Source organism: Aquabacter albus (genome assembly GCF_040049275.1).
In the GTDB taxonomy this organism is placed as follows: Bacteria; Pseudomonadota; Alphaproteobacteria; order Rhizobiales; family Xanthobacteraceae; genus Aquabacter.
The window spans coordinates 105,735-118,793 of sequence record NZ_JBDZDT010000006.1; the positions used below are offsets into that span (position 1 = coordinate 105,735).

General features: G+C 68.0%; 12 protein-coding genes. 3 read left to right on the forward strand and 9 right to left on the reverse strand.

The window, feature by feature from the left end; all coding sequences use genetic code 11:
* The first annotated feature begins 128 nt into the window (after positions 1–128).
* The 3 genes from ABLE91_RS16120 (at position 129) to ABLE91_RS16130 (ending at position 3,131) form a co-directional block, all read left to right on the forward strand.
* Positions 129–1,919, forward strand: coding sequence for an acyl-CoA dehydrogenase C-terminal domain-containing protein (locus ABLE91_RS16120; RefSeq protein ID WP_348932258.1), 1,791 nt, complete (start codon positions 129–131; stop codon positions 1,917–1,919).
* Positions 1,920–1,948: 29 nt separating this feature from the next.
* Positions 1,949–2,257 carry an SCP2 sterol-binding domain-containing protein gene (locus tag ABLE91_RS16125; protein ID WP_348932260.1) on the forward strand — a complete coding sequence of 103 codons (309 nt, stop codon included), beginning with the start codon at positions 1,949–1,951 and terminating at the stop codon, positions 2,255–2,257.
* 325 nt (positions 2,258–2,582) lie between these two features.
* Positions 2,583–3,131, forward strand: a complete 549-nt coding sequence (locus tag ABLE91_RS16130; protein WP_348932262.1) for a hypothetical protein — start codon at positions 2,583–2,585, stop codon at positions 3,129–3,131.
* Positions 3,132–3,372: 241 nt separating this feature from the next.
* Here ABLE91_RS16130 and mdoH read toward each other — a convergent pair whose 3' ends face one another.
* The 9 genes from mdoH to glyA form a co-directional block, all read right to left on the reverse strand.
* A complete protein-coding gene (gene mdoH, locus ABLE91_RS16135; RefSeq protein WP_348932263.1) occupies positions 3,373–5,517 on the reverse strand; it encodes a glucans biosynthesis glucosyltransferase MdoH in 2,145 nt (714 codons plus the stop codon).
* Positions 5,505–7,055, reverse strand: a complete 1,551-nt coding sequence (locus ABLE91_RS16140) for an OpgD/OpgG family glucan biosynthesis protein (protein WP_348932265.1) — start codon at positions 7,053–7,055, stop codon at positions 5,505–5,507. The genes mdoH and ABLE91_RS16140 overlap by 13 nt, the downstream gene beginning before the upstream one ends.
* 209 nt (positions 7,056–7,264) lie before the next feature.
* Positions 7,265–8,260 (reverse strand): thiamine-phosphate kinase, encoded by a 996-nt coding sequence (thiL, locus tag ABLE91_RS16145; RefSeq protein WP_348932267.1) that lies wholly within the window; start codon positions 8,258–8,260, stop codon positions 7,265–7,267.
* A 1-nt stretch (position 8,261) separates the two neighbouring features.
* Positions 8,262–8,741, reverse strand: a complete 480-nt coding sequence (nusB, locus tag ABLE91_RS16150) for a transcription antitermination factor NusB (protein ID WP_348932269.1) — start codon at positions 8,739–8,741, stop codon at positions 8,262–8,264.
* Complete coding sequence (ribH, locus tag ABLE91_RS16155; protein WP_348932271.1) at positions 8,738–9,229, reverse strand: 6,7-dimethyl-8-ribityllumazine synthase; 492 nt, start codon at positions 9,227–9,229, stop codon at positions 8,738–8,740. Before ribH ends, nusB begins: the two co-directional genes overlap by 4 nt.
* 28 nt (positions 9,230–9,257) lie before the next feature.
* Positions 9,258–9,872 (reverse strand): riboflavin synthase, encoded by a 615-nt coding sequence (locus ABLE91_RS16160; RefSeq protein WP_348932272.1) that lies wholly within the window; start codon positions 9,870–9,872, stop codon positions 9,258–9,260.
* Between the two features lie 16 nt (positions 9,873–9,888).
* Complete coding sequence (ribD, locus tag ABLE91_RS16165; RefSeq protein WP_348932274.1) at positions 9,889–11,031, reverse strand: bifunctional diaminohydroxyphosphoribosylaminopyrimidine deaminase/5-amino-6-(5-phosphoribosylamino)uracil reductase RibD; 1,143 nt, start codon at positions 11,029–11,031, stop codon at positions 9,889–9,891.
* Positions 11,028–11,531: a transcriptional regulator NrdR gene (nrdR, locus tag ABLE91_RS16170; RefSeq protein WP_348932276.1), complete on the reverse strand. Its 504-nt coding sequence runs from the start codon at positions 11,529–11,531 to the stop codon at positions 11,028–11,030. Before nrdR ends, ribD begins: the two co-directional genes overlap by 4 nt.
* 24 nt (positions 11,532–11,555) lie before the next feature.
* On the reverse strand, positions 11,556–12,869 hold the full coding sequence (gene glyA / locus ABLE91_RS16175; protein WP_348932278.1) for a serine hydroxymethyltransferase: 1,314 nt from the start codon (positions 12,867–12,869) through the stop codon (positions 11,556–11,558).
* Positions 12,870–13,059: the final 190 nt, after the last annotated feature.

A 13,059-nucleotide genomic window follows, 5' to 3' on the forward strand; every position in this document is an offset into this window, starting at 1 on the left:
GGGGTGTCTCTCCACTTTGCTCCGACGCGAGCAGCCCTGGCGGCGCCATACCCCCCTCCCCAACCCTCCCCCGCAAGGGGGGAGGGAGATCGCTGCACAAACGGAAAAAGAACACGGGAGACACCACCATGCAGGTCTATCAGCCCCCGCTGCGCGACATGCGGTTCGTGCTGCACGAGCTGCACGGCTCGGACGCCCTGAAAGAGATGAAGGGCCTGGAAGAGGTCACGCCCGACCTCATCGACGCCGTGCTGGAAGAAGCCGGCAAGCTGGTCACGGAAGTGCTCGCCCCCATCAACCAGTCCGGCGATCTTGAAGGCTGCACCTATGAGAACGGCGTGGTGCGCACGCCCAAGGGCTTCAAGGACGCCTACCAGACCTATGTGGACGGCGGCTGGAACGGCATCGCCTGCGACCCGGAATGGGGCGGCCAGGGCCTGCCGGCGAGCGTGACCAAGCTCATCGAAGAGATGATGTGCTCGGCCAATCTCGGCTTCGGCCTTTATCCCGGCCTCACCCACGGTGCTTACGTGGCCCTCACCCACCACGCCTCGCAGGAGCTGAAGGAACGCTTCCTGCCGAAGATGGTGGAGGGCACCTGGTCCGGCACCATGTGCCTCACCGAGCCCCATTGCGGCACCGATCTCGGCCTCCTGCGCACCAAGGCCGAGCCCGATGGCGACGGCTCCTACGCCATCACCGGCAACAAGATCTTCATCTCCGCCGGCGAGCAGGACCTCACCGAGAACATCATCCACCTGGTGCTGGCGCGCCTTCCCGACGCGCCCAAGGGCATCAAGGGCATCAGTCTGTTCCTGGTGCCGAAATTCCTGCCCAAGGAGGATGGCACGCCGGGCATGCGCAACGGCGTCATGTGCACCGGCATCGAGCACAAGATGGGCATCCACGGCTCCTCCACGTGCCAGATGTCGTTCGACGGTGCGAAGGGGTGGCTTGTCGGCGAGCCCCATAAGGGCATGCGCGCCATGTTCTCCATGATGAATTCCGAGCGCCTGTCCGTGGGCACCCAGGGTCTCGGCGTGGGCGAGGCCGCCTATCAGAGCGCCGTCGCCTACGCCAAGGAACGCCTCCAGGGCCGTGCGCTCACCGGCGCCAAGCATCCCGAGCTGCCCGCCGATCCCATCATCGTCCACCCGGACGTGCGGCGCACCCTCATGACCATGCGCGCCTACAATGAAGGCTGCCGGGCGCTGGCCGGCTGGGTGGCCCGCAATCTCGACCTCATGGAGCGGTCCGAGAATGAGGAGGAGCGCCAGAAGGCGGAGGACTTCACCGCCCTCATGACCCCCATCGTGAAGGCGCTGTTCACCGATCTCGGCTTCACGAACGCCTCGCTCGGCATGCAAGTCTATGGCGGCCACGGCTATATCCGCGACCACGGCATGGAGCAGTATGTGCGCGATGCGCGCATCGCCATGATCTATGAAGGCACCAACGGCGTGCAGGCCCTCGACCTCGTGGGCCGCAAGCTGCCGGCCCATACGGGGCGCTACCTCCGGGCCTTCTTCCATCCCGTGCTGGAATTCATCGACGCCCATCTCGACCACGAGGAGATCGGGCCTTTGGTGGGGCCGCTCGGCAAGGCGTTCGGCGCACTCCAGCTCGCCACCGGCTTCATCGCCGAGAAGGGCCTGAGGGACCCCGACGAGGCGGGCGCCGCCGCCACCGAGTATCTCCGCCTCTTCGGCCTCGTGGCGCTCGGCTATATGTGGGCGCGCATGGCCAAGGTGGCGGTGGAGAAGCGCGGCGAGGCCGGCGCGGACGCGGCCTTCTACGAGGCCAAGATCGTCACCGCCCGCTTCTACATGGACAAGCTGCTGCCCGAGGTCGCGGCGCTGTGGGGCTCCATCAAGGCCGGCAAGTCGGCGATGATGGCCCTCGACGAAGCGATGTTCTGATCCCTCCCCATCCCCTGAAAGGAGCCCGCGTGGCCGATCTTTCCTCCCTCATCGACGCCATGACCGAGCGCGCGGACGCGCTCTCGGCCCTCGGCCATCGCGTGCGCTTCGACCTCACGGACACGAGCGAGTCGATCCTGCTCGACGCCACCGGCCCGAAGGCCGACATCTCCGCCAGCGACGGCGAGGCCGAGGCGGTGCTGAAGCTGTCCACGGACACGCTGGACAAGCTCATCACCGGACGCATCGGCCCCATGCTCGCCTTCTCCACCGGGCGTCTGCGCGTCGAAGGGTCTCAAGGTGTCGCCCTGAAGCTGGCGGGCCTTCTCGACGAGTGACCATGCTGCGCGCACACGGCCTCTCACATCTTCCGCCGCGCGAGAAAGTATGCGCGCGGCGGCGTTCCGGTTTTGCGTTACAAATTGGCCCGATGCTCACTTTACTTCAGCGGGCGAATATTTCGTATTCCAGTTAAGCTTGACGACTAAGATCAGGAAGTCTTCCTTTCCCGGCACCTCCATCGCTTTCTATAAGGCTACCTATATTTCCTAAATTTAATGAGTTCTAATTGGTTTGAATTGCCGTTCCGGGGTGGAAATAGGCAAAGTCGGTGATATGTTCAGGCCGCGGTAAGGAACGAGACCCCCGCATGGAGAGAGAGCCATGAAATCAGTGATTTACGGCGCGCTCATCGCCTTGGTCGGCGCTGTCGGCGTCGCCAATGCCCAGGCGCCGGCGAAGCCGGCGAACGCCGAGGAAATGAAGCCGGCGAACTGGCTGTTCGTTCAGGTGGCCGATTCTGTGACCGTGGACGACAAGACCATCACGCTGAAGGGCATTGCTCCTCAGACCCTGATGTTCTCGGACCGCCCCGAGCGCATGACCGGCGATGCCCCGACCCCGGGCTTCGTGAAGTTCTGGACCGAGGGCAAGGGCGACTTCGAGCGCGATCCGCCGAACGCCACCCTCGCGGTGACGGTTGACGGCAAGCCCGTGACGGCGGTGGTCGAGCTGACCAACCCGGTCCTGACCGGCGACACGCTCGTCTACAACTACAAGGTGCTCAGCAACGACAAGCCGCAGAGCGGCACCAATGCCAGCCTGTTCATCGACTGGTGGTACGGCCCGGGCTGGGGCCCGCGTTGGGGCTGGGGCGGCGGCTATTGCTGGCGCGGTCCCTATGGCGGCCTGCACTGCCGTCCGGGCTGGTGATCGTCCAACCATCATCTTGTGACGCTAAAAGCCCCGTCCGGTTCTGCCGGGCGGGGTTTTTCTTTGGAGAATGCCTGTCCCCCCTCACCCCTAAAGAGCAAATGTCATGGCCGGGCTTGTCCCGGCCATCCACGGGGTTCCGCCGGGTGCGGACTTAAAGGAGAGACGTGGATGCCCGGGACAAACCCGGGCATGACGGCACTTAAAGAAGCGCTGACGTCCTCACTGGAAAACCAGTGACCTACCCCGCCAGCTTCATCAGCCTTTCCAAGGCCTCGGCATCCCCCAGCGCGGCGGCCTTCTCCTTCAGGGTGAGCCCCTTCAGCGCGCTCTGAAGATCCGCCGCGTCCTCGATCTTGGCGCGGGCCACCAGCCGCTCGGGGCTGTGATCCCCATGTGGCCGGTTCCCATCGAGCGGCAGGAAGGCGCGATGGGCGGCCAAAAGGCCCGGCTCGCAAGCGAGGCGCGCGACGGCGTCGGAAGGCGCGGGCGCCGCCCCGGCCAGTTCCCGGACCAGCTCACCCGCACGCACCATCACCTCGGGCGGGTGCCGCTCCTCGGGAATGACCAGCAGGCCGACCTTGCGGAAGGCGGCGCCCCAACTCCGCGTCGCCGTCAGCGCGGCCAGAGGCACGGAGAGGACAAGCCCGAGGATGACCGGGCTCATCCACCAGAAGAGCGGCGCCGCGATGAGATAGGCCACGACGCCGAGGAAGACCCCCAGCAGCGTCTGACCGCCATAGCGGCTGACAAGATCCATGAACGGAACCGAGCCATCGTCGCGGCGTTGCGGCTGCCAGCCGGCATCGCGCCCTGCAAGAATGCCCACCACGCCGCCCGACTGGACCAGCATCATCACCGGCGCGAGCAGGCCGGAGATCAGCGTCTCCACCAGCATGCTGAAGAAGGCCGCCACCGCGCCAAAACCCCGCCGGCGCCGCCCGTCGAACAGCATGAGCACATAGGAGATCAATTTCGGCGCCAGCAGCACGCCCATGGTGGCGGCGAACACCCAGGCGGCGCGCACCGGGTCCTGCGCCGGCCAGCTCGGGAACAGCGCGAAGCCCTCCGGGAAATAGTCCGGCGGCACATAGCGCCCCTGCACGGAGATGAGCAGGCCCACGAACAGCATGGCCAACCAAAGCGGCGCGGTGATGTAGCAGCCGATGCCTGTGAGCAGGTGCAGGCGGCTCACGAAAGTGAGCCCCTTGGCCGGCAGCACCGCCGCATGCTGGAGGTTGCCCTGGCACCAGCGCCGGTCGCGCACCGCAAGGTCGGTGAGCGAGGGCGGGCCTTCCTCGTAGCTGCCCTCCAGCCAGGGAACCATGTGGACCGCCCAGCCGCCGCGCCGGATGAGAGCGGCCTCGATGAAATCGTGGCTCAGGATGTGCCCGCCGAAGGGCGAGCGGCCCTTCAGATGCGGCAGGCCCGCCTGCTCCGTGAAGGCGCGGGTGCGGATGATGGCGTTGTGGCCCCAATAATTGCCTTCCGAACCGTGCCACCAGGCGAGCCCATGGGCCAGAAGCGGGCCATAGAGCCGTCCTGCGAACTGCTGGACGCGGGCAAACAAAGTGCGCCCGCCGATGATGGCCGGCAGGGTCTGGATCAGCCCCACGCCGGGGTGGCGCTCCATGGCGGCGGCGAGGCGCACGATGCTGTCGCCGGTCATGAGGCTGTCCGCGTCCAGCACAAGCATGCTGTCATAGGCGCCGCCGAAGCGCGTCACCCATTCGCCGATATTGCCCGCCTTGCGGTCGATATTCTTCGCCCGCCGCCGGTAGAAGATGCGGCCCTCACCGCCGACCCGCTCGCGCAAGGCGAGGTAGCCCGCCTCCTCCCGCACCCAGATGTCGGCATCCGTGGTGTCGGAGAGGATGAAGACGTCGAAATCGCCAATGCGCCCGGTGGTCTCAAGGGATTCGATGATGGCCTGGAGGCCCGCCAGAACCCGCTCCGGCGGCTCGTTATAGGTGGGCATGAGGAGTGCGGTGCGGCTCGACAAGGTGGGGAGCGGGTCGGCCGGGTCGATGCCCAAAGGTCCGCCCCCATGGCGCAGCAAGGAGAAGGCGCCGCCCACCGCGCTGGTGAAGGAAAACGCGATCCAGGCCGAGAGCATGACGAACAGGACCAGCACCACGCCTTCCGGCCAGGACAGCCCGCCCACCGAAAGCACGAGATACATCTCCCGCGCCGCCGCCACGGCCATCAGCCCCGCCCCGCCGACGACGAACAGGCGCCGGCCAAGGACGCCGCGCGGCGAGGTGGCGGGCCGGCCTCTCCCTTCGGGCGCCGAACTCAGCGACTGAACCGGCATGGCGAGCGGGGCTTCCGCCGGCAGCGCGGGGGCGATGGCGGCGCGGGACTGGGTGCGGGCTACGGCTTCCATCGATAGACCCAAACCTCCGAGACCACCTGATCGTCGCGCATCACCTGCGCGCGCATCTCGGCCGGCGCCTCGCCCTGCGGCGGGTCGAGCACGAAGGAGAGGCGCGCGCCCTGGATTTCGGGATTGGGCTGGAGCACCACGTCGCGCACTGCGCCGGCGCTGGTGGAGACCTCGGCCCTGAGCTTTGCGGCATCGCCGTTCTTCAGCGCATCGCCCACCACATCCACCACGAACAGGCGGCTCTGGCCGGCACTGCCGGAACGGGTGGTGCCGAAGCGGGCGAGCTTCTGGCCGTCCGGCTGGTCCCAGGCCCAGTGGAGGCGGTAGGTGTAGGAATATTCCCCGCCTTTCCGCAGCGGGTCCTTCGGGCGCCAGAAGGCGACGATATTGTCGTGGATCTCCTCACGGGTGGGGATCTCGATGAGGTGCACCGCCCCCTGCCCCCAATCGCCGATGGGCTCCACCCAGATGCTCGGGCGCTTCTCGTAGCGCGCCTCCAGATCCTGGTAGTCGAAGAAGGAGCGCTGGCGCTGCATCAGGCCGAAGCCGCGGGTGTTGGTATCCACGAACACCGAGAATTCCAGGTGCCGCGGGTTCTGCAGCGGCCGCCACAGCCGCTCGCCGCGCCCGTTGACGATGGAGAGCGCGTCCGCGTCGCACACCATGGGGCGGAAATCGTCCACGCCGTCACGGTCGTTGGGGCCGAAGAAGAACATGGAGGTGAGCGTGCCGATGCCGGCCTGCTCCATGTCGACGCGGGGATAGAGCGACATCTCCACCGCCATGTCGGTGCTCTCGCCGGGGCGGACGGTGAAGCGGAACGCGGCCGCTGCGCTCTGGCTGTCCAGCAGCGCGTGCAGCACGATGGAATCGACGCCGGGGCCCGGCTTCTCGATCCAGTAAGCGACGAAGAGCGGAAATTCCTCGCCCGCCGGGTCGCCGGTCTTGACGGACAAGCCCCGCGCCGAGGAGCCGTAGACCTGCCCCTTCGCCACCGCCCGGAAGTAGCTCGCGCCCTGGAAGGCGGCGACCTCGTCGTAATAGTCCGGCCTGTTCATGGGGGCGTGGAGGCGGAAGCCGGAGAAGCCGAGGCCGGTATCTTTCGGGTCCGGCGCGGCGACCCCATGCTCGAAGCGGAACATGTCGGGGGAATAGGCGAGCAGGCGCGCCTGCCCGTCCGAGACGAGGGAGACGTCCACCTTGTCGCGGAACAGGAAGCCGCGATGGAGAAGCTGCAATTCGAACGGCAGCTTCTCGCCGCGCCAGACGGCTTTTTCCGAGTTGAAGCGGATGTTGCGGTAATCGTCGTAGCTCAGCTTGTCGAGCTGGGAGGGAAGCTTCTGGTCGGGCGCCTTGTAGGGTTTCTGCGCCCGCTCCCGCGCCATCTGCCGCACGGTGAAGGAATCAAACGCCGTCGCCGGCGCCACAGGCGGGGCGGACTTCTCCTGTGCCTGTGCCGCCTCCACGAACTGGCTCAGGAAGGGAAAGCCAAGCGCGGGCAGGAAAGCGGCAGCCTGGACGAACTCACGACGGCGCATGCATCTCTCTCGCACTGGAGGAATGGGCGCGCCGCCCATTGGATACATCAACCGACGGGCCTGACGCAGCGCCACAGCTTAACGGTGGGGTGGCGGATCGGTTCCCCGCGGAGAGATGCTCCGAACGCCGCAGGCCCTGGTCTCACCCGGGCATCTCTCGCTGTGCGGGAAAATCCCCGGATCACATCCGGCGAGGCCGCCGCGGCGGCTCAAAAATGGCTGTAGCTGCCGGAGCCGAAATCGAGGGTGCCGCCCGAGGCATCCAGCACATCCAGGCCGGTCCCCGGACGCGTCTCGCCGATCACCCTCGCGGGAATGCCGGCCACCGCAGCGTCCGTCAGGAAGGACGGCACCTTTTCCAGAGGCACGGTGCAGGCGATCTCATAATCGTCGCCGCCGGTGAGCGCGACGGCCAGCAAGCCGGGCTCCGCCACGGCCGCCGCGGCGGCCGCATGGGACAGGGGCACATCATCCGCCTTGATCCAGCCGCCGCAGCCGGAAGCATCCAGCATCTTTGCGATGTCGCCCACGAGCCCGTCCGAGACATCCATGGCGGCGCTGGCATAAGCGCGCAGCACCGGGGCGAGGGCGAGGCGCGGCTGGGGATTGAGATAGCGATCCGCCAGATGCTCGCGCTGCAACGCCACAAGATCCGCAAACCCCTCCCGCGTCGGTTCCAGCCGCAGCTTCAGGCCGAGCGCGGCATCCCCGATGGTGCCGGAGACCACGATGGCCTCTCCCGGCCGGGCTCTCGTGCGCGGCACGAACTCGCCCTTGGGCACGGTGCCGAAGGCGGTGATGGAGAGGGTGAGCGGCCCCGGCGTCCTCACCGTGTCGCCGCCGAGGATGGGACAGCCATGGAGGCTCGCATCGGCGCCGAGACCGATGGCGAAGGCTTCCATCCAGCTCTCCGGCATGTCCCTGGGCAGAGCGATGGCCAGCAGCGCGCCGAGCGGCGCCGCGCCCTTGGCGGCAAGGTCGGAGAGGTTCACCCGCAACGCCTTGCGGGCGATGGCGTCGGGCGGATCGTCGGGAAAGAAATGGACCCCCGCCACCAGCGCATCCTTGGTGAGGACGAGGTCCATGCCCTCGGGCGGGGACAGGAGCGCCGCATCGTCCATGAGGCGGAGCGCGGCGGGGTCGGTGGCGAGCGGCCGGAAGAAACGGGCGATGAAGCGGTCCTCGCCGGAACCCCCATCCCCCATATCAGGCCGCCCCCGGCCTTGAGAACTCGGGCGCGCGCAGGTCGCGGGCCAGCGCATCCAGCACGGCATTGACCATGCCGGTCTCGTCATTGTCGAGGAAGGCGGCGGCCACGTTCACATATTCCGTGATCACCACCCGCGCCGGCACGTCGGGGCGGGCGAGCAATTCATAGGCGCCGGCCCGGAGCGAAGCGCGCAGCACCGCTTCCACCCGGCGCAGCGGCCAGCCCTGAGACAGCGCATTGTCCACCATGGGGTCGATCTGCCGCTGCTCACGCAGCACGCCTTCCACCACGTCGCGGAACAGACGCCGGTCGGCCTCGGGATACTGCGTGCCCTCCACCTCCTGGCCGAGCCAGTGGCTCTCGAACTGGGAGAGGATCTCGTTGAGCGGCGTTCCGGCCACGTCCATCTGGTAGAGCGCCTGGACGGCGCCGAGGCGCGCCGCGCTCTTCTTCATGGGTTTGGGGACATCGATCATGCCGCCACCCGCCGCTTGAGGCGCAGCAGCGCCAGAGCCGCCTGGGCCGCGCCGCCGCCCTTATTGCCTTCGGTCACGCGCGCCCGCTCCCAGGCCTGCGCCTCCGTGTCCACGGTGAGGATGCCGTTGCCCAGCGGCAGGCCGTGGGCCAGCGCCAGATCCATGAGGCCGCGGGCGGATTCCCCCGCCACGATCTCGAAATGATAGGTCTCGCCCCGGATCACGCAGCCGAGACCCACCACGGCCTCGTAAGGCTCGCCCGCCAGCTCCGCGCCATCCAGCGCGATCTCGGCGGCCACCGGCACCTCCAGCGCACCGGGCACGGTGATGATGTCCACCTCGGCCCCGGCCGCTTCGAGCGCGGCGCGCGCGCCGGCCAGCAATTCGTCCGCCAACGCTTCGTAATAGCGCCCTTCCACGATCAGGACGCGGGCGCCGGAAACCAGTTCGGCTTCCTCGCCCGCACGGTCGCTGCGCGTGCTCACCATGAGATTTCTCCTGAACCCGGCCGAGGGGTTACTCGCCCCGGGGGAACTCTGCAAGCCGCGCGGCGTAGCGGGCCATCAGGTCCACCTCCAGATTGACCCGGTCCCCGCGCCCCACATCGCCCCAGGTGGTCACCGCCAGCGTGTGGGGAATGAGCAGGCAGGAGAAGGCCCCACCCTCCACCGTATTCACCGTGAGCGAGGTGCCGTCCAGGCACACCGAGCCTTTGGCGGCGATGAAGCGGGCAAGCGCGTCGGGCGCCTCGAACACATAGCGGCTTGTCTCGCCCAGGTCCTCGCGGGACACGACGGGGATCGCCGCGTCCACGTGCCCCGTGACGAGATGTCCCCCCAGCTCCGCCCCCATGGCGAGCGCCCGCTCCAGGTTCAGCCGGCGCCCTTCGGTCCATACCGCGGCGGTGGTGATGGCCAGCGTCTCGGGCGCGGCATCCACCGTGAACAGCGCGCCGAGCGGACCGCCCTCCTGGACCGAGGTGACGGTGAGGCACACGCCGGAGCAGGAGATGGAGGCGCCGATCTCGATGGAGGACGCCTCATAGCGCGTGGCGATGGTGAGGGTGCGCACATCGTTGTGCGCCTTGATCCCGGCGATCTGGCCGAGATCCGTGACAATGCCTGTGAACATGAAACCTTCGTCCCTCTTACCGGCGCCAGAGGCGCACGAGCGTGTCGTCCCCCAGCTCCGCCTGCTCCACCGCGGCGAAGCCCACCGGCGCGGTGAGGCGGTGGAGCGGGTGCCCGGCCAGCGCATCCAGCGCGCCCGCGCCCAAAAGGAGCGGGCTCTTGAACACCGCCACCTCGTCCGCGAGCCCGGCATCCAGCAGCGCGGCGGCGAGCTGCGGCCCGCCCTCTACCATCAGCCGCGTCACGCCCAAAAGGCTCAGCAGATGCAGCACCGCCTGCAGATCGAACCGGCCATCGGCGCCGCGCGGGGCGCGCAGCACCTCGACGCCGAGATCCACCAGCACCTTTTCCCGCTCCAGCGGCGCATCTTCCGCGCCCACTACCCAGACCGGCACGTCGGCGGCGGTGCGCACAAGCCGCGACGTCACGGGCAGGCGCAGGTCGCCGTCCAGCACGATGCGGACCGGCGAGCGGTTCTCCAGGCCCGGCAGGCGGACATTGAGCCGCGGGTCGTCCGCCAGCGCCGTGCCGATGCCCACCATGATGGCGTCGGAGGCGGCGCGCATGAGATGGGCCCGCTCACGCGCCGCCTCGCCAGTGATGGCGGCCGGAGCCGGGCCGGGAAGGCCCGCTTTTCCATCGGCGGAGACCGCCATCTTCAAAAGCACGTGGGGCCGGCCGCGGGTGACGCGGCTGATATGGCCGGCATGGTCCACCAAAGCCTGCTCGGCGCCGACCCCGACCGTCACCCAGATGCCCGCTGCGCGGAGCCGCGCGATGCCGCGCCCGCGCACCCGGTGGTCAGGATCGTCGATGGCGGCCACCACCCGGCGGATGCCGGCGGCGATCACCGCATCGGCGCAAGGCGGCGTGCGTCCATGGTGCGAGCAGGGCTCCAGCGTCACATAGAGGGTTGCGCCGCGCGCGGCCTCCCCGGCCTGGGCGAGCGCAATCGGTTCCGCATGGGGGCGGCCCGTGGGGGCAGTGCCCGCCTCGCCGAGAATGCGGGGGCCGGACGGGGACTGAGCCACCACCACGGCGCCCACGGACGGGTTGGGCCAGGTACGGCCGAGGCCCGCCTGCCCTATTTCCAGCGCCCGCGCCATCAGGCGCTCATCCTCCTGGGGCGTGGTGACGGCGAAGGTAGAGACCGCGCTCATTCCGGACGGCGCGGCACGTCGCCCGGCGCCGCCTTGGCCTCTGACGGCGGCTTGCCGGCGGCCAGCTCGTCCAGCACGCTCTCAAAATCCTTGGCCTCGCGGAAATTGCGATAGACCGAGGCAAAGCGGACATAAGCGACATCGTCGATGCGCTTCAGCTCGCGCATCACCATCTCGCCGATAAACTCGGTGGGGATGTCGGTGTCGATCTTCTCAAGGTTGCGAACCACACGCGAAACGAGTGCATCCACCGTGTCCGGCTCGGCCACGCGCTTGCGCAGCGCGGTCTGCACGGACCGGGCGAGCTTCTCGCGGTCGAACCGCTCGCGCCGGCCGGAACGCTTTACCACCGTCAGCTCACGCAGCTGTACGCGCTCGAACGTGGTGAAGCGGCCATTGCAGTTGGGGCACACCCGCCGGCGGCGGATGGCCGTGTCCTCCTCGGTGGGGCGACTGTCCCGGACCTGAGTGTCTTCATGCCCGCAATAGGGACAGCGCATGCTTGTGCCCTTCCGACGCCCCGCTCAGCCGTAGATGGGGAAGCGGTCGAGAAGGCTCGAGACCTTCTCCCGCACCGCCTGCTCCACCAGACTATCTTCGTCGACGCCCTTTTGCGAGAGCACCTCGAGAACCTCGGCGATCATGTCGCCCACCTGCTGGAACTCCTTCACGCCGAACCCGCGGGTGGTGCAGGCGGGCGTGCCGAGGCGGATGCCGGAGGTCACGGCCGGCTTCTCGGGGTCGAACGGGATACCGTTCTTGTTGGTGGTGATGTGGGCGCGGCCGAGGGCCACCTCGGACACCTTGCCGGTCAGGCGCTTGGGGCGCAGGTCCACCAGCATCACATGGGTGTCGGTGCCGCCGGAGACGATGGCGAAGCCGTGGCCGCGGAGCGTTTCTGCAAGCGCACGAGCGTTTTCCACGACGTTCTTCGCGTAAAGCTTGAATTCCGGCTGGAGCGCTTCGCCGAACGCGACCGCCTTGGCGGCGATCACGTGCATCAGCGGGCCGCCCTGGATTCCGGGGAAAATGGCCGAGTTGATCTTCTTGGCCAGATCCTCGTCATTGGTCAGGATCATACCACCGCGCGGGCCGCGCAGGGTCTTGTGGGTGGTGGTGGTCACCACATGCGCGTGGGGGAACGGGCTCGGGTGCGCCCCGCCCGCCACGAGGCCGGCGAAGTGGGCCATGTCCACCATGAGCTTGGCGCCCACGCTGTCGGCGATGGCGCGCATCTTGGCGAAGTCGATCACACGCGGATAGGCGGAGCCGCCGGCCACGATGACCTTCGGCTTGTGCTCGTCCGCGAGCTTGGCGATCTCCTCATAGTCCATGCGCTGGTCGTCCTGGCGCACGCCATAGGAGACCGGCTTGAACCACTTGCCGGACATGTTCACGGGCGAGCCGTGGGTCAGGTGCCCGCCGGCCGCGAGGTTAAGCCCAAGGAACGTGTCGCCCGGCTGCATCAGCGCGAAGAACACCGCCTGGTTCGCCTGGCTGCCGGAATTGGGCTGCACATTGGCGAAGCCGCAATTGAACAGCTTCTTGGCGCGCTCGATGGCCAGCGTCTCGGCCACGTCCACGAACTGGCAGCCGCCGTAATAGCGCCGACCCGGATACCCTTCCGCATATTTGTTGGTGAGCACCGAACCCTGGGCTTCCAGCACCGCGCGGGAGACGATGTTCTCCGAGGCGATCAACTCGATCTCGTCGCGCTGGCGACCGAGCTCGGCTTTGATGGCAGCGGCGATCTCGCCGTCCGTCTCGCTGAGCGGGGCGGAGAAGAAGCGGTTGTTTTCCTCGCGGACGGAGGAACGGGGCGCATCGTGCGATGCCATGGACGATCTCCGAGGTTCCGGCGCGGACCTGCCGCAACGCAGCGTCGGCCCAGGCAGGCGGCTCGCTTATCACAGGGTGACGGCCAAGTCCAAAGCCGGAGCAATTCCCGAGCGCAGGGCTGGGTTGCAGAGGGCGCGGCAACCCACCCGCCGCCTCACCCCCACGCTCGCGCACCAGGGAATCGGGCGC